Annotated in this window: 17 protein-coding genes; 10 read left to right on the top strand and 7 right to left on the bottom strand. The window is 72.0% G+C overall.

Annotation, left to right across the window (positions count from 1 at the left end):
- The 3 genes from AB0I52_RS01505 to AB0I52_RS01515 form a co-directional block, all read left to right on the top strand.
- Positions 1-452 (top strand): HNH endonuclease (locus AB0I52_RS01505; RefSeq protein ID WP_363067847.1); only part of this gene is annotated, 452 nt, incomplete at its 5' end.
- 66 nt (positions 453-518) lie between these two features.
- Positions 519-797, top strand: a complete 279-nt coding sequence (locus tag AB0I52_RS01510) for a CopG family transcriptional regulator (RefSeq protein ID WP_363067849.1) — start codon at positions 519-521, stop codon at positions 795-797.
- Positions 794-1,219: a PIN domain-containing protein gene (locus AB0I52_RS01515; RefSeq protein ID WP_363067851.1), complete on the top strand. Its 426-nt coding sequence runs from the start codon at positions 794-796 to the stop codon at positions 1,217-1,219. The genes AB0I52_RS01510 and AB0I52_RS01515 overlap by 4 nt, the downstream gene beginning before the upstream one ends.
- A 296-nt stretch (positions 1,220-1,515) precedes the next feature.
- Here AB0I52_RS01515 and AB0I52_RS01520 read toward each other — a convergent pair whose 3' ends face one another.
- The 7 genes from AB0I52_RS01520 to AB0I52_RS01550 form a co-directional block, all read right to left on the bottom strand.
- Positions 1,516-1,884 (bottom strand): metalloregulator ArsR/SmtB family transcription factor, encoded by a 369-nt coding sequence (locus AB0I52_RS01520; protein ID WP_363067853.1) that lies wholly within the window; start codon positions 1,882-1,884, stop codon positions 1,516-1,518.
- Positions 1,885-2,158: 274 nt separating this feature from the next.
- The gene (locus AB0I52_RS01525) at positions 2,159-2,539 is read right to left on the bottom strand and encodes a zinc ribbon domain-containing protein YjdM (RefSeq protein WP_363068293.1); all 381 of its coding nucleotides are present in this window, start codon (positions 2,537-2,539) and stop codon (positions 2,159-2,161) included.
- A 79-nt stretch (positions 2,540-2,618) separates the two neighbouring features.
- Positions 2,619-3,047 carry an ATP-binding protein gene (locus tag AB0I52_RS01530; protein WP_363067855.1) on the bottom strand — a complete coding sequence of 143 codons (429 nt, stop codon included), beginning with the start codon at positions 3,045-3,047 and terminating at the stop codon, positions 2,619-2,621.
- On the bottom strand, positions 3,044-3,460 hold the full coding sequence (locus AB0I52_RS01535) for a pyridoxamine 5'-phosphate oxidase family protein (RefSeq protein ID WP_363067857.1): 417 nt from the start codon (positions 3,458-3,460) through the stop codon (positions 3,044-3,046). Before AB0I52_RS01535 ends, AB0I52_RS01530 begins: the two co-directional genes overlap by 4 nt.
- Positions 3,457-5,172, bottom strand: a complete 1,716-nt coding sequence (locus tag AB0I52_RS01540) for a SulP family inorganic anion transporter (protein ID WP_363067859.1) — start codon at positions 5,170-5,172, stop codon at positions 3,457-3,459. Before AB0I52_RS01540 ends, AB0I52_RS01535 begins: the two co-directional genes overlap by 4 nt.
- Positions 5,169-5,510 carry a metalloregulator ArsR/SmtB family transcription factor gene (locus AB0I52_RS01545; RefSeq protein WP_363067861.1) on the bottom strand — a complete coding sequence of 114 codons (342 nt, stop codon included), beginning with the start codon at positions 5,508-5,510 and terminating at the stop codon, positions 5,169-5,171. Before AB0I52_RS01545 ends, AB0I52_RS01540 begins: the two co-directional genes overlap by 4 nt.
- Positions 5,511-5,688: 178 nt before the next feature.
- Complete coding sequence (locus AB0I52_RS01550) at positions 5,689-7,194, bottom strand: SulP family inorganic anion transporter (protein WP_363067863.1); 1,506 nt, start codon at positions 7,192-7,194, stop codon at positions 5,689-5,691.
- A 479-nt stretch (positions 7,195-7,673) separates the two neighbouring features.
- On the opposite strand from AB0I52_RS01550, the gene AB0I52_RS01555 reads away from it, so the two are divergent.
- The 7 genes from AB0I52_RS01555 to AB0I52_RS01585 all read left to right on the top strand — a co-directional run bounded on the left by AB0I52_RS01555 (position 7,674) and on the right by AB0I52_RS01585 (position 16,687).
- The gene (locus tag AB0I52_RS01555) at positions 7,674-8,084 is read left to right on the top strand and encodes a MerR family transcriptional regulator (RefSeq protein ID WP_362961530.1); all 411 of its coding nucleotides are present in this window, start codon (positions 7,674-7,676) and stop codon (positions 8,082-8,084) included.
- 436 nt (positions 8,085-8,520) lie between these two features.
- On the top strand, positions 8,521-9,231 hold the full coding sequence (locus AB0I52_RS01560) for a Crp/Fnr family transcriptional regulator (RefSeq protein ID WP_363067865.1): 711 nt from the start codon (positions 8,521-8,523) through the stop codon (positions 9,229-9,231).
- A gap of 96 nt (positions 9,232-9,327) precedes the next feature.
- Positions 9,328-10,200, top strand: coding sequence for a hypothetical protein (locus tag AB0I52_RS01565; RefSeq protein ID WP_363067867.1), 873 nt, complete (start codon positions 9,328-9,330; stop codon positions 10,198-10,200).
- Between the two features lie 5 nt (positions 10,201-10,205).
- Positions 10,206-12,743, top strand: a complete 2,538-nt coding sequence (locus AB0I52_RS01570) for a hypothetical protein (protein WP_363067869.1) — start codon at positions 10,206-10,208, stop codon at positions 12,741-12,743.
- The gene (locus AB0I52_RS01575) at positions 12,736-13,782 is read left to right on the top strand and encodes a hypothetical protein (RefSeq protein WP_363067871.1); all 1,047 of its coding nucleotides are present in this window, start codon (positions 12,736-12,738) and stop codon (positions 13,780-13,782) included. Before AB0I52_RS01570 ends, AB0I52_RS01575 begins: the two co-directional genes overlap by 8 nt.
- Entirely contained in the window at positions 13,782-14,333 is a 552-nt protein-coding gene (locus tag AB0I52_RS01580; RefSeq protein ID WP_363067873.1) for a Pycsar system effector family protein, read from the top strand. The genes AB0I52_RS01575 and AB0I52_RS01580 overlap by 1 nt, the downstream gene beginning before the upstream one ends.
- A gap of 107 nt (positions 14,334-14,440) precedes the next feature.
- Positions 14,441-16,687, top strand: coding sequence for a VWA domain-containing protein (locus AB0I52_RS01585; RefSeq protein ID WP_363067875.1), 2,247 nt, complete (start codon positions 14,441-14,443; stop codon positions 16,685-16,687).
- Positions 16,688-16,770: the final 83 nt, after the last annotated feature.

A 16,770-nucleotide genomic window follows, 5' to 3' on the forward strand; every position in this document is an offset into this window, starting at 1 on the left:
GCCCCGCGCCTGACCAGCGACCCGATCCGCCGACCAGGGAACCTCACCCAACTCCAAGTCCGAAAAGGGCATTACCTCGCTTACCGCACTCTCAGTGCGCCTTCTGCGGGTACGACGGCAGGATCGGCGCGGTGCCGGTGGGGCTTGAGGCCGCCCATGTGCGCTGGTGGGCGTTCGACGGACCGGACGACGTCGAGAACGGGCTGTGCCTGTGCTCGCTGCACCACAAGCTGTTCGACAAGGGCGTACTCGGGCTCGGCGAGGGCCGCCGCATCCTGGTCTCGCAAAGCTTCGTCGGCCACAGCACCGCCGCCCGCGAGCACGTCATCACGCTCGCCGGCCGACCGCTCATCGGCCCCCGGCCGGGCGTCCGCCCCATCGCCGCCGCCCACCGTTCCTGGCACACCAGCCAGGTCTTCCACGGCAGCCCACGTCCCGCCACGACTGCCTGACCGCCGACCTGGCGGTCACGAGAATGCGCTGGTATGGAGCGTGATACCAAGAGTATGGTCTTTTGTATGGCGACGAAGAAGGTAACGGTGACGATTCCCGAGGATCTCCTGGACGAGATCCGTGCGGAGGCGACGGAACGGGGCATGTCGGCGTACGTCGCCGAGGCGCTGCGCTTCAAGCGCGACCGGGATCGACTGCGGGAACTGTCGGACTGGCTGCAGGAGGAACACGGTCCCCTCACCGGAGAAGAGCGCACCACTGCGTTCGAGGAGTTGGAGGACCTCGATGCCGAGCACGAGCGCCGGCGCGCCACCGGAACGCACGGCGCCGGAGAAGCCGCGTGAAGAAGCGCTCCGGTGAGCCCGTCCAGCGACCGCTGCGCGTCTTCGTCCTCGACTGCGAAGCCCTGTCCCTGGCCGTGCGCGGCGACCGCAAGATGATCGCGTGGCTCGACCTCGCGGCCCGGGGTGAAGCCGAGGTGGTCACGTCTCCGATGACGCTGGTCGAGGCGTACGACGGCAGAACCACCGAGAAGCGCTGGGACTGGGTACTTTCCCGGCTCGAAGTCGCCGACATCGGGAAGGACGAGGCCCGCCGGGCCCGCCGCCTGCTGGCGGACGCTGAGCTGCACGGCCACAAGTACGCGATCGACGCAGTACTCGCCGTCATCGCGCGCCGGCAGAAGGGGCAGGTCACCGTCTTCACCTCGGACGTGGACGACTTGGAGAGGCTGGTCCCGGAGTCGATCGTCGTCAAGAAGGTATGACCGGGCGCTCCGGTCCCAGTTCTGGTCTCATTCACGCCCGTCCAGTGCCGTCACCATCCGTCCGGTGCCCGGCTCCGCCCCAGGTCAGAACAGCCCCGCCCCGCTCCGAACCGTCGGACGAACAGGTGGAAAGCGTGTTGGGGGCAACTCCTCAGGGGTTCGAATCCCCTATCGTCCCCGGGTGGACGGGCGCAGGCGTACAGCGCTGCCTGGGCAGTGGCCACGCTCAGGGCCGATCCACGGAACGCGGATCCATCGTTGGCCGCATTAGCCGGTACGAGGGTTGCGGCCGCCCTTCACCGAGGCCCCGGCCCGCGCCGCTGGGGCGTGGTGTCAGGTTCGGCGGCCCGGAGGTCGGCCAGCAGTTCGGCCTGGCCCGTCAGCACGCCGGACAGGATGGTTCGGGCCACCCGCAGCAGCTCCGCCACCTGTGGGTTGGTCAGCGAGTAATAGACCGCGGAGCCCTCGCGGCGGGGGACGACGAGGTTGGACCGGCGCAGCACGGCCAGTTGCTGGGAGAGGTGGGCCGCTTCGATGCCGATCTCGGACAGCATCTCGGAGACCGCGTACTCGCGTCGGCTGAGGAGTTCCAGCACGCGGATGCGCACCGGGTGCCCGAGGGTTTTGAAGAACTCCGCCTTCAGCTGGTACAGCGGCGCGCTCACCGACCGGGCCCCGCTGCACGCCGGACCGACGGACCGCCGGACGGCCGGGTGGCCGCTGTCGTGCGCGTACCGTGCATCGCATCCACCTCAGAACTCTTCGCCATGGGGACATCATCGCGCCCCCACGCCGAGGTCGTGACCTCGGGAATTGCCAAGATTAGCAATGCCGAACGGCACCAAAGGGGCGTTCGGTGCCCGGCTCCGGGCCGCCCGGAGGCCGTGGACCGGCGCGTGGCGCATCGCTCGTCCCGCCGCCGCGTGCCGCGGAGTCCGGTCAGGCCTTCTTCACCACACTGGACTTGAGCTGCATGGGGCCGAACCCGTCGATCCTGCAATCGATGTCGTGGCCGTCCACACCGTCCACCAGGCGGATATTGCGCACCTTGGTGCCGGCCTTGATTCCGCCCTGGCTGCCCTTGACCTTCAGGGTCTTGGTCACCGTGACCGTGTCGCCGTCGGCGAGTACGTTGCCGACCGCATCCCTGACCGTCCCGTCGATCGCTCCGTCGATCGTCCCGTCGCCCCCGGTGCCGCCCGTGGGTTCGGCGGACGCGGGTGACCACTCATGGCCGCATTCGGGACAGACCAGAAGCGCGCCCATCTCGTAGGTGTACACGCCGGAGCACTGGGGGCACGGCGGCAGCGTCTCGGTCATATCGCTCATGGTGATTCCTTGCCTGATCGTTCCTGTACATGTACATCTCTTGCGCCGGGCCCCTGGACGCGGGGTCCTTTCACAGGGGGAGGGTGATCCAGATGCTCTTTCCCCTGCCGTCCGCGTCGCTCCTGATGACGGCGGTGCCGCCGAGGCCGAGGGTGAGTTCCATGACGGTGCCCAGCCCGCCGCTGCCGCTCGTGCCGGTGACCACCGAGAAGAGATGGGGCTGGTACGGGTGGCGGTCGTGCACGGCGAACGCGAACGTGTCCGGGCCGGCCGCGTAGATCACGGTGACGGTCGGGGACAGCACCGCGGCGTGCTGGACGCTGTTGGTGACCAGCTCGGAGAGGATCAGCAGTGCCGGATCGACCGTGGGGTGACGTCTGCTGACGCCCCATTCGGTCAGCACCTGTTCGGTGGTCTCACGCGCGATCCGCACCGCGGAGCCCATCGCGGGCAGGGTCAGTACGTGCCGCAGCGGGAGGGCTTCGAGTCGACCGCTCACCGGGTGGCCCCGGCGTGGGCCAGGCGAAACCCCGTGACGGTCTGCGGGCGGATGCGTACCAGGGTGTCGTGCGGCCCGTGCGCCCAGCCCTGGAGGGTGCGGCGGTAGTGGCCGGCCTCGTCCGGATCGCTGATGGCCTCGGCCGGACCGGTCACGGTCACCGTCCAGCCGATGCCGCCTGCCGCCTTGATCTCCTGTGCGTGATAGGTGAGCGACGAACGGGAGGCCAGGGCCGCGGCCTGCGCGGGCGTACGGACGATCAGTCGCCCGTACTCGAGGACGTGGACGGCCGGGCGGAGCACGGGAACTTCGTCCCGGACGTACACCAGCTGTCCCTGGGCCGCGCTTTCGAGCAGCCACAGCGCCTCTGTACCGGGGAGCTCGATCATGCGGCGGGAGACGGGGGTGGTCATCGGGGAGCCTCTTCGGTGACGGGTGCGGCGGGCAGGAGTCCGGCCCGGTGCAGGTGGGCGCGGGCTCCGGCGATCGCCTCCGGTGTGGTGGCGTACTCGCGGCCCTCCAGCCGCAGCAGGTCCAGCGCCCCGACCGATTCGAGGGCGCGTCGCTGGCCGGGGCGTATGCCGGAGGTCAGTACGGCGATGCCTCGCCGGTTCAGCTTCTCCACCGCGTCCTTGAGGACCAGGGCCCCGGTGGCGTCCATCGTCGTGATCCGCGACATCCGCAGGATCACCACGCGGACGTCGGCGACCTCGGAGAGCTCCAGGAGGAAGCGGTGGGCACCGGCGAAGAACACCGGCCCGTCGATGCGGTAGGCGACGATGTGCTCGGCCAGCAGCGCGTGTTCCTCCTCGCTGTGCTCGCCCGGCAGATCGGCCGTGAAGTCGACCTGGTCCATCCGGGCCTGGTTGGCGACCGCCCTCAGCGCCAGGGCGCCCGCGACGACCAGGCCGATGATGACCGCGTAGACCAGGTCGAGGGCGAGGGTGGCCACGGCGGTCAGCACCAGCACGATCGCGTCCGAGCGCGTCGCCCGGACCATCGCCCGCAGTGCGCCGACCTCGACCATGCGGATCGCGGTGGCCAGCAGCACCCCGGCGAGCGCGGCCAGCGGGATCCTGGACACGAGCGGGGCGGCAGCGAACACGATCACCGCGAGGACGGCGGCGTGGGTCAGGGCGGCGAGACGGGAGCCGGCGCCGCTACGGACGTTGACGGCGGTACGGGCGATCGCCGCGGTGGCGGGCACGCCGCCGAAGAGCGGGGCGGCCAGGTTCGCGATGCCCTGCCCGAAGAGTTCCTTGTCCGGGTCGTGCTTCTGGCCCACGGTCATGCCGTCCGCGACGGTGGCCGACAGCAGCGACTCCAGCGCCGCGAGCGCGGCGACCGCTATGGCCGGGGTGAGCAGCGAGCCCAGTGCGGACACGTCGAGGAAGGCGAGCGACGGCGCGGGCAGCCCGGACGGCAGGTCGCCGATCGGGGCCGCCGCGTCCAGGTGGAAGAGCTGGGCGGCCAGCGTCGCGGCGACGACGCCGACGATCGAGAAAGGGATGGTGGGCCGCCACCGGGCGCCGAGCAGCATCACGGCCGCCACGGCGAGGGCCAGGGTGGCCGCGGTCCAGTTCGGGGTGCGTACGAACTCCCCGACGGCCCGCCAGGCCACCACCAGGACCGTGTCGCCGTCGGGTGCGGCGACCCCGAGGGCGTTCGGGACCTGTTGCAGGCCGATCACGCACGCGATGCCGAGGGTGAAGCCCTCCACCACCGGCGCGGGGATGTACCGCATGTAGCGGCCGGCCTTCAGCAGGGCCAGCGCGATCAGCAGCACGCCGGCCATCAGCCCGACCGTCAGCACCCCGCCCGGCCCGTACTGGGCAACGATCGGCACCAGCACCACCGTCATCGCACCGGTCGGCCCTGATACCTGGAGGTTGGAGCCGCCGAACAGCGCCGCGAGCGCACCCGCGACGACGGCGGTGGCCAGTCCGGCCTCGGCGCCCAGGCCGGAGGAGACCCCGAAGCCGAGCGCGAGCGGCAACGCCACGATCGCCACGGTGAGACCGGCGAGCAGGTCACGGCGCGGATTGCGGGCCATGACAGCGAAGTCCGCACGGGCGGGCAGCAGCGACCGCACCCGGTCCCACGACCGGGCAAGCACCACGTTCATCGCGCCGAGACCTCGGCTTCCCGCAGTTCCGCGAGAAGCTCGTTCTGCCCGGCCAGCATCTCGGTCAGAATCCGCCGCGCCGCCCGCAGCAGCTCTGCCACGTCACCGCCCGCCAGCTCGTAGACCACCGTCGAGCCCTCCCGCACGGAGGAGACGATGCCCGAGCGGCGCAGCACCGCCAGCTGCTGAGACAGCGCCGAGGGCTCCACCTCGATCGCCGCACGCAGTTCACGGACCGGCATCGGCCCGTCCTGCAACAGCTCCAGAACCCGTATCCGCACGGGGTGCCCGAGCATCCGGAAGAGCTCGGCCTTGGCCTGATACAGCGGAATCGCCACGGTCACGGACCCCCTTCATCACCCCGACAGCCCGGGGCTTCGCTCGGCACCGCGCCCACGGCTACCTGTCGGCACAGCAAACACAGCATGTAGTGAATTGCATAATTTCGCAATTCGTTGATTCATTGAAAGGGCCCCGGGTGCTCGCAGGCTTGGGGAACCACCTACGGGACAGCCCTTAGTGGCCGCCGGTGAGTTCGCCGCTGAGCCTGTCGTGGATGCGGGCGCTGGGCTGGTTGAGGCCGATGATCTCGACGGACTTGCCGCGCTGGGCGTACTTGGTCTCGATCGCGTCCAGCGCCGCGACCGAGGAGGCGTCCCAGATGTGGGTGGCCGTCAGGTCGATGACGACCTTGTCGGGGTCGCCGGCGTAGTCGAACCGCGTGACCAGGTCGTTGGAGGAGGCGAAGAAGAGCTCACCGGTGACCGCGTAGACGACCTGGGTGCCGTCGGGGTCGACGACGGCGGTGACGTCGGCCAGGTGGGCGACGCGCCTGGCGAAGACGACCATGGCGGTGACGGTGCCGACGACGACACCGATCGCGAGGTTGTGGGTGGCGACGACGCAGGCCACGGTGACGGCCATGACGGCGATCTCCCCGGCGGGCATCCGCTTCAGGGTCTTCGGGGCGATGGAGTGCCAGTCGAAGGTCGCGAAGGACACCATGACCATGACGGCGACCAGAGCGGCCATGGGGATGTCGGAGACGACCGGGCCGAAGACGATGCACAGCACCATCAGGAACGAACCCGCCAGGAACGTCGACAGGCGGGTGCGGGCGCCGGACACCTTCACGTTGATCATCGTCTGGCCGATCATGGCGCAGCCGCCCATGCCGCCGAGGAAGCCGGTGACGATGTTGGCGATGCCCTGGCCGATGGACTCGCGCGTCTTGGAGGAGTGAGTGTCGGTGATGTCGTCCACGAGCTTGGCCGTCATCAGCGATTCCATCAGGCCGACCAGCGCCATCGCGAGCGCGTAAGGGGCGACGGTGGTCAGCGTGTCCAGGGTGAAGGGCACGTCGGGCAGGCCCGGTACGGGCAGGGCGGACGGCAGCTCGCCCTTGTCCCCCACGGTCGGCACCGCGATCCCCGCGGCGACCGTGATCACGGTGAGGATGACGATGGACACGAGCGGGGCCGGGATCACCCGGGTGACCCTCGGGAAGAACACCATCAGAGCGAGCCCGGCGGCGATCAGCGGATAGACGGGCCAGGGCACGTCGTGCATCTCCGGGACCTGGGCCATGAAGATGAGGACGGCGAGGGAGTTGACGAAGCCGACCATCACGCTGCGGGGCACGAACCGCATCAGCTTCGCGATGCCCAGCGCGCCGAGGATGATCTGGAAGACGCCGGCCAGGATCACCGCGGCGATCAGGTAGCCCAGGCCGTGCTCGCGGTTGAGCGGGGCGATGACCAGGGCGACGGCGCCCGTCGCGGCGGAGATCATCGCGCGGCGTCCGCCGACGACCGAGATGGTCACGGCCATGGTGAAGGACGCGAACAGGCCGATCGCGGGGTCGACCCCGGCGATGACCGAGAACGAGATCGCCTCGGGGATCAGGGCGAGCGCGACCACCAGGCCGGCCAGGATCTCGGTGCGCCACACCTTCGGGTCGGACAGCCAGTCGGGACGCAGACCGCGCAGCCGCGTGGCCGGGGACAGTGCGGAGGTAGTCAAGAGAAGCGGAACCTGTCGTGCTCGGGCCCACCCGGCGTCACCGAGGGGCGTGCGGAACAGTGCGGAGACCGGGGCGGCCGTACGCCGAGTCCGGGGGGCGTAAGCGGAAAGCGGGACGGCCGTACGCGAAGCCCGCGAGCGGCGGGCCGAAGTCACAGGGAGCAGCGGCACGGGCCCGTGGACAGCCCGCGCGACGGTCCGGATGCCACTGCTCAGGGGCGAGGGGTCACGGCGGGAAGGCGGCGGCGCCGGGCTGTACGGGCATGCGCACGCGCTCCCCTGCGGCATCGGGCTTCGCCGAGGGCGTCATCGGTCCCGGCACGGCTTTTGGTGACGGGCCGACCCGTCCCGCACCATGAACACGCAACGGCGGTCGGTCAACCCTGACAGCCAGCCACTCTACTCTAACGTTACGGTAGAGATTGACGCAGACCGCCGCTGGACCGGGCCCCCGGCCGCAGACGAGGAGAGGCACCCGCGTGAGCAGCGAGCACATGCAGATCGGCGAGGTCGCCGCGCGGACCGAGCTGTCGCTGCGCACCATCCGGCACTACGAGGAGACCGGCCTGGTCATCCCCTCGGCCCGCTCCCAGGGCGGTTTCCGCCTCTACACCGAGACCGACGTCGCCCGCCTGATGGTGATCCGTCGCATGAAGCCGCTCGGCTTCACCCTGGACCAGATGCGGGACCTCCTCGACGCCACCGACCGCCTCGACGCGGTCCCGCCCCCGGCGGGCGCCGAGCGCGATGAACTCCTGGAGCGCGTGAGCCACTTCGAGCAGGCCGCCGCCGAGCGCGTCGCCGACCTGCGCAAGCAGCTGGGACGGGCCGAGGAGTTCGCCGGCACCCTGCGCGAACGACTGGGCGAAGCCGCGCCCACCCGGCCCTGACAGCCCCGGCCGCACGGGATCCCGCGGACGCGTGGCACGCCCGCACGCCCCGACGCGGACCACTCACGCACTTCCCACGACATCCCTTCGTACCGGGTCCAAGGCCCCGCTCCTGGCGGAAACCCGAGTTTTCGCCAAGTCCGTCTCTCGCGCCCCTCCGTGCGCCAATGAGCCCCGCCCCGCCCGTATGCGGGCCCTGACCTCACGGTCAACGGTGAGCGACGGGGCGCGAGGGGAACGCCGCGCGTGTGGCCGGACGGGCGGGCGATGAGGACGCGACAAGGGGGTGGCGGCGCTCAGGCCGTCCAACTGGCGTTTCTGTTGTTACCGATCGGTACGTGCGATGTGGCGTGAAGCACACCCTTGAGAGTGGCCCTCTGCGACCATCAACGCCTATCAAAATCAGCCGTCCGGACCTGCCGCGGGGGGAGTGGCCATGGGGCTGCTCGGCAATGACCTGGCGTTCGCGCGCGCTCTGACAGCACACGAGCACGAGAACGTGATGGCTCTCGGGAACCGGAAGGTCTATGCGGCCGATGCCCACCTCCTGTCGGAGGGGGACCGGTCCGGTCACGTCATGATCATACTTCAGGGGTGGGTGACCATTTCCGTGGCGACGGACCGTGGCGCCACCCGGCTGATACTCGGCCTGCGCGGCCGCGGCGAACTCCTGGGCGAAATGGCGGCGTTGGACAGCCACCCCCGTAGCGCCACCGTGCGGGCGCTGGGGCCCGTAGCGGCCCAGGTCATCCCGGGAGACGCGTTCCGCCGCTTCCTCGCCCAGCACCCCCGGGTCAGCGGGCTGGTGATACGGCAGCTCACCTTCCGGCTCCGCAGCGCCGACCAGGAACGGTCCGCGCTTGCCTCGCTCACCGTTCTGCAGCGCCTGGCCGGGCGGCTCACCGAACTCTCCCGGGCCGAACCCGCCGGCCCCTACACACCGTCCGCGCCGCGGCCCCTGCCCGCCGGCACCGTCGTCCACCTGGCCCAGGACGAGCTGGCCGCCACCGTCGGAGCCACCCGGGAGGCCGTCGCCAAGGCGCTGCGGCTGCTGCGGGACCAGCGCATCGTGCGGACCGGTACCCGGCTGGTGGAGATCCTCGATCCCGAGCTGCTCGCACTCCTCTCGGACGGTCATCAGGAGTGAATCCCCCGCCTGTCGTGTGTAAACGACTACAGACGGCCTTCGTCCCGGGCCCGAGGCTGATGAGGGACGGCACAGCGAACAGGACAGGGGCACGAGGTGGACCACGACGTGACGGATGTCGCCGAAGCGCGCTACGAGCTGGTGATCAGCGTCGACGCCAGACGTTCCGGCGAGTACGACGACATCGGGAAGACCCGTATGCGTGCCCGGATCTACCGGGTCCTGGAGACGGCGTTCACCCACACCAAGGTCGCGCGGGACTCCCTCCACATGGAGGACCGCGGCGACGGCGTGCTCGTCTCGGTGTCCGGCCAGGTCCCCGTCGCCAGGCTGCTCGGCCTCTGGATGGTGGAGGTGCACGAGAAGCTGCGGGACGAGAACCGCGCCCTGCGCGTACCGCTGGGGCTGCGGGTGGGCATGCACGTCGGGCCGGTCCGGCACGACGACCGGGGCATCGCGGGGCGCGCGGTGGACCTCGCCTGCCGGCTCGCCGATTCCACCGTCGCACGGCAACTGCTGGACGCCGAGCAGGCCGACCTCGTGCTGGTGGTCTCCGGGTCGCTGTACGAGGACGTGGTCAGCGGCGGCGGCAAGTTCATCGAGCCCGCCCGCTACTCCGCCGCCCGTCTGGAGCTCAAGGAGGGCGACGTGACCGCCTGGTTCCACCTTCCCGGAAGGCCCGCACCGGCCATCGCGGCCGACGATCCGCAGCGGGCCACCGGCACACATACGCCCGTGACGGGGGCGGGCGAGTCCGGCGCCGGTGGCCTCACACCCACCGGCGCCGAGGACTCCCGCCCGGATGTCCACGGTGACACCGACGGCTCCGACGCTCCCGACAGCTCCGACGCTCCCGACGACGCCCGGTACTACGTGCGGGGCGACATGTCCCAGCACACGGGCAACGTCTACCAGCAGCCCGTGCACATCGGCCGCAGCACCGGCGACGCCGGCCGTCGGAAGGGCTGATCCCCATGAGCGACGAGGAGCACGCGGGCGGTCCCCCGGACGACGCTCCCCCCGAGGCCGTCGACAAGAACAAGGAGAAGGACGGCGGCCAGGACAGGGAGAAGGAGAAGGAGAAGGCCGGGGAGAAGGGCAAGGACGGCAAGCCCCCGTCCGACGAGGGGAAGGCCGACAGCGACGGGGAGTCCGCCGACAGCGAGGCGGACGACAAGGAGTCGGAACGGGAGCGCGCCGCCGGGCGGTTCAGGGAGCACACCCGCAACCCGCTCGCCGAGGAGGAGAGCGAGGACGGCCCCACCGATCTCGCCGCCGCCTCCCGGGCCCACGGCGACGCCCGGATGCTGTTCAACACCGGCCGGGACCTGCACACCTTCGACCGTCCGCGCATCGGCCGTGTCTACATCGGCGACACCTACATGCAGATGGACGCGCGCCGGTCGGGTGCGGGCATCCGCAGCGGCCCCGTGCCCGCCGACGAGCTGCGCGAGCTCCGCCGGGCCCACGTGGCACCCGAGGGGTACGTACGCCTGCGCAACGCGCTCGGCGCACGGCGGCTGCTGGTCCTCGGCGCCGCACCCGGCACGGGCCGTACCAGCACGGCGCTCTCGCTGCTCGACGACGTCACCGGCTTCGCGGTGGCGGAGGCGAACCGGAACACGGATACGGGTACGGCCACGGAGCCCCCGGCGGACTCCCGGGTGTGGCGGGTCGACCCCGACGACGGGGTACGGCAGCTGGCCGACTCCCTGGGCGGCGAGGAGGTGCTCCCCGGCACCGGGTATCTGCTGGAGCTCTCCCTCACCGGGCCCGGTGAGCTGCCGCCGGACGAGATCGGCCTGGACCGGCTGGCCGCGGCCCTGGCCGGCTGCCGGGCCTTCGCGGTGATCGTGGTGACGGTCGGGTCGGCGGCGAACCCCCTGCTGGCCGGGCGGTACGGGATGCTCTGCCCGCCCGCGCCCACCCAGGAACTCCTCACCACCCGGCTCCGGGAGCGGCTGGAGGACCGGGCCGACGCGGCCGACGCCGGCGGCCCGGCGACCGCGGAACTGCTGGCGCGTGCGGAGGAGCTGGCGGAGCGCGAGGAGGTCCGGGACGCGGTCGGGCTCGCTGATCTGCGCCCCGTCGAGGCCGAGTTGTTCGCCTCGCTGCTGGCCGGGCACGTGCTGGAGACCGTCTCCTACGAGGAGTTGCTGACCGGCTGCCGGAGTCTGGCCGCCGGCCAGGCCCAGGAGTGGTTCGCCGGGGTGGACCGGGCGCTCGCCGCGCTCCAGGCCGGCACGGAGGGGAGCACGGGGCAGGCCGCGGTGCTGTTCCACCCGGTGGCGTTCCGTATCGCACTCGCCGTGCTGGGCGGCGCCTCGCACAGCGCCGTGGCGTCCGCGGCCCATCTGCTGACGTGGGAGCTGTCCGTACAGTGCGACCCGGACAACGCCCCGGCACGGCCGCTGTTCTGCGACGACCCGGACTCCGATCTGGCGCTCTCCCGCGCCGAATTGAAGGACGGACTGGTGGAGGTGGCCGGGGCCGAGGTGGCTGCCCGGCTGATCTGGTACCGGGGCTCCGCCCTGCCCGCCGCGGTGCTGACCGAGGTCTGGGACCGGCACTTCCCCGCCCGCGCGCCGGTCGTGCGCTGGCTGCGGCTGCTGGCGGACGACCCCCGGCCCCAGGTGTGGATGCGCGCGGCGGTCGCCGCCGGGGAGCTGTGCGTACAGGACTTCGACCACGGTTACGCGGAGCTGGTCCGGCCGCTGGCCGAGGCATCCACTCCGCGCCGCAGGTTCTTCGCGGCCACCATGATGGACCAGGCGGCCGGCCACGCCTCGCACCGCAAGGCCGTGCGCAAGCTGGTCGACGACTGGGGCAGGCACGGGACGAACTCGCTGCGCTGGTCCGCGGCGATGGCCCTCGGGTACGGGAACGCCGCGGCCACCACGGACGCCGCCCTGGACGCCCTGGCCCGGATCGGGGTCCGGGACGAGGGCGAGCAGATGGCGGTCGCCTCGCTCAACGTCGTACGGCTGCTGGCCCTCCCGGACGGGGCCCGGGTGCTGCGGCGGATGAACGACTGGACGCGCCACAAGTACGTGACGTACCAGGACCTCGGCCTGGTGACCGCCGTCCGGCTGATGCTCACCTCGGTCGACGAGGTGCTGTTCGACGCCTCCGTCTCCCCGCTCGGGGAACGCGGCGACCGGCCGCTGGCGCTCGCCCTCGCCGCCTCGCGGCCCGAACTGGTGGGCCCGATGGCCGACTTGATGTGGACGGCCCTGAACACCGCCCGGTCGAGGGACGTGGCCATGGACGCCCTGGAGTCCCTGCTGCGTTCGGCCGTGCGCAAGGACGGCTCCGAGGGGGCGCGGCCGGGCCTGGCGGCGCTGCTGCCCGTGCTCATGGCCGAGGAGCAGGACAGGCGGCGGCTGGACTGGCTGCTGCGCCGAATGATGAACGACCCCGAGAACCGGCTGCCCGACGCGCAGGCGCGCGCCCTGTGGTGGCTCGCCGTACCGGCGCGGGGCCGGACGGGCGAGGAGGAGAGAAATGGCTGAGGAAAGCGGCCCGGCACCCGCGGGTCCGCTCCTGCGGGAGTACGCGCCCACCGGGGCGTTCCGGCAGACGAGTGCCCGGACGGCATCGGTGCTGTTCTACCGGAACGGCGGCTACAGCGTGGCCACCGTCTCCGGGGTCGAGCACTACGACAAGCGGGCGCTGGCCCGGCCGCACACCGTGTGCGAGATCGCGCTCGGCACCTACGGGACGACGCTCCAGATGGAGCTGCCCGCCAGGGGCGGGGCCTCGTTCTTCAAGGCCGAGGTCGACATCCACTGGTCCGTGACCGATCCGCATCTGGCCGCCACCGAGGTGGTGACCGACGTCGCCAAACGGCTCACCGCCCCGATCCTGGAGCGGCTGCGCGAGGTGTCGTCGGACTTCCCGGTGGCCGAGGCCGAACAGGCCAACCGCGCCGTCACCGGTCACTGCGCCGGCGGGCGCTGGGACGACCTGGGCGGCGATGTCGGCCTGCGGGTACGGCTGTACGTCAGGCTGCGGGTGGACGACCGGACGATCACGCACATGGACGACATCCGGGAGGCGCGCGACTCGGCCGAGGTGACCCGGGTGCACCAGGAGAGGTTCCGCGCCATGTTGCAGGGCGGGGAACTGGACCAGCTCAGCTACATGCTCGCGGCCCAGCCCGAGGCGGCCAAGGACTTCCTGGAGAAGATCCGCCAGGAGGGCAGGCAGGACGAGAAGGACCGCGTCGAGCGGCTCTTCGACATGGTCGACAGCGGCCAGATCCAGTCCAACGACCTGGAGACGCAGGCGCTCGCCCTCCTCAACCGGGGCCGCCGGCCCGTCCAGGGACCCGTCGGCTCGCTGCCCGCCCACCGCAGGCCCCCGGAGCTGGAGCCCGCGGCGCCGGAGCCCGCGGCGCCGGAGCCGTACGCCCCCGAGTGGCTGGCGGAGGAACCGCCCGCCGCGCCGGGTCGCCGGCCCGGCCCGAGGGAGCCCGAGGACGAGGCGCCGGAGCGTCCGCGCCGCCGCCGCGACGCGGACGACGGATGGGCCTGGGCGGAGGAGGACTGATGACTGCCGACGGCGGCGCACGAACCTCCCCCGATCCGGTCGTCACCGTGCAGGGCGGGGGGCCGCACGGCGACGACCGGACGGGGGAACGCATCGCCGAACGGCTGCTCAACACGGTCAGGGAGGATCTCGGCCGGGCCGACTCCAAGGCGGCGGTGCTCCTCTCCGGGGCACTGGCGCTGCCGGCCTTCCTGATCGGGCGGCACGGGGCGCCCGACTGGCGCGGGCCCGCCGACGCCGCGCTGATCGCCGCCGGGGTGCTCTGGATCGTCGCGGTGACCGCGCTGGTCCGGGCGCTCATGCCGCGTACCGGCACCGTCCGCAGCGGGCGCGGGGTGACGTACTTCGGCGATCTGCTCGCCCCGTACGACCTGGTGCGGCTGTCCGCCGAGGTCGCCGACGCCGGGCGCGATCCGGCCCGATGGCTGCTCATCCAGGCCGTGGACGTCAGCTCGATCCTGGCCGGCAAGTACCGGGCCATCCGCTGGGGCGTCGGCACGCTGGCCCCGGCGGCGGCGCTGGCCATGGGCTGGAGCCTGATCGCGCGCTGAGCGGCAGCCGCGTGCGCGCCGCACCGCACCACACACGAACACAGAGACTCAATAAGGGGACGGCCGTGGGAAGACTCAGGACAGAGCGGCGGACAGGAAGGGGCCGGTTGCGCCGGGCGGCGGTCTCCGCGCTGGGCGGCGCCGCCGTGCTCGCGGCCCTGTTGTCGCCCGCCCGTCATGATCCGGTGGTGGCGGCGGCGTCCGAACCGGCCTCCGCCGCCGTCAACTACGCGGTCGGCGTGGACGAGTCCGCCAGCCTCGCTCCCGCGGACATGAAGGCGGAGAAGGCCGCCGCGTCGCGGATCGCGATCGGTGACGTCTCCGCGTCCTCGCACGTCACCGTCTTCGGTTTCGCCGCCGCCGAGACCGGTGACCAGCGGGCGGTGGACCCGGTGTGCCCGCGCACCGAACTGGACGCGGCGGGACGCGAGTCGATCGGCGCGTGCGTCGGCAAGCTGCGCAGCCGCAAGAAGAGCGAGGGCACCGGTACGGACTTCCCGAGCGCGATACGTCAGGGGGTGCACGATCTGAGCACCGGTACCGACCCGTCGGTGCCCCGCGTGCTGTTCCTCCTCACCGACGGCCGGATGGACGTCACGGACAGCGAGAAGTACGGCGGCGAGGCGCACCGCGCGGCCGAGGGCGAGCGGCAGCTGACCGCGGCGCTCAAGGAGGCCGCCGCCCAGCAGGTCCAGGTCTGGCCGCTCGGCTTCGGGTCCGCCCCGGACAAGGCACAGCTCGACCGGATGGCGGCCGGCGGCTACCAGAAGGGCTGCGTCGAACTGCCCTCCGCGCGGCCGGGGGCCGGCAAGGTCTCCGGGGCGAAGGACGTCGGCCCGATGCTGGAGAAGATCTTCGCCGCGGCCCACTGCCTGCGCTACAGCCGGGGCCCCAGCGACCGGCCGCCCACCACGCTGGAGATCGGCGTCTCGCCCCTGGCGACCGTGGGCAGCATCGTGGTCGACAAGGGCGATCCCGAGGTGACGGCGACCTATTTCGACCCGAGCGGCCACAAGGTGCCCACCTCGGGGACGTACCGCAAGTCGGGGTTCGAGCTGGCGGGTTCCGGCGGCACCGTCGAGGCCCTGAAGATCACCGACCCGGTGCCCGGCATCTGGAAGGTGAAGGTCGAGGCGCCCGAGGGGCACCGTTCGCTGCCCGTCGGCGTCAGCGTGCTCTGGCACGGCGAGCTGCGCGGGGCCATCACGATGGACCCGCCGTCGCCGCAGGCCGGTCAGAAGACCACGGTCTCCATGCGGCTCCAGACCCGCGAGGGCTACGAGATCAAGGATCCGCGCGACTACGAGGGTCTGCGGGTCCGCAGCGAGCTGACGGGGGACGGCTTCGAGCCGCTGGAACTGAACCTCACCGACGACGGCACGGGAGCCGACCCCGAGAAGGGCGACGGCTCCTTCACCGGGACCGTGCGGGTCCCGGAGGAGGCGGACGGGGCACTGAAGGTGACCGGCACCCTGACGGCCTCGGGGCTCACCGCCGACGTCCGCAGCGAGGCCGGCACGGTCCCGCCGGGCGAACCGGACGTCGTGGCCGCGCTCACCCTGCCCGGCGCCGAGGTCCATCCCGGCGCCTCGGTCGGCGGCACCCTGGCCGTCCACAACACCAGCGACGCCCCGCACACCCTGCGGCTGTCCGTCGCCGACATCGGCCGGGGCATGCTCACGGTCGCCCCGGCGGAGATCGTGCTGAAGCCGGGCGAGTCCGGGACCCGGAAGGTGAGTGTCGAGGTCGCCCCCGCCGACGTCTTCGGGACCCGTCTCGGCGACGACGGGCTCCAGTTGGGCGGCACCCTGACCGTCGTCGACGCCACGGACTCCCACCGCACGCTGGTGCAGTCCCCGCTGTCGGTGCGGGTGACGCCGGAGCCCGGGATCTGGGACGCGTACTGGTGGGCGTTCATGGCCGGCGCCGTGCTCGTCGTGCTCGCCGTCGTGGCGGCGCTGGCCTGGCGCAAGCAGCGCATCCGGCGCCGGGACCCGTACGGCCTCGTGCTGCAACTGGTCTCCGAGGAGGGCGACATCCTCGGCGACGGCCACCCGGCCAGGCACGGGAACAAGCAGCAGTGGTACGAGTTCACCGTCGTGGAGCCCCATCGCAGCCCGCGCATCGAACGGCGCGACCACGGCCCGTACGCCGTCCAGCGCAGCCCCGAGGGCGGGGCCGTGCTGCGCAAGCGCGGCGGCGGGCGGACCAGGCTGCCCGTCCAGGGCCGGGTCCAGCTCACGGAAGAGCTGAGCCTGGCCCTCGGCACCCCGGCGGAGAGCGCCTCGGCGGACGGCTCCGAGCCGCCGGCCGCGAACGGGGGCGCGAGCACCTACGACGAGACCTACCTGTGACGCGCGGGGCGGGCCGGTGCGCCGGAACCCCGTCCCCCGCGCACGGGCCCGGGGCCGACGGGCCGCGGGAACCCCATGGACGT

Origin of the sequence: Streptomyces sp. NPDC050423, from assembly GCF_040655445.1 — a bacterium.
Lineage (GTDB): Bacteria > Actinomycetota > Actinomycetes > Streptomycetales > Streptomycetaceae > Streptomyces.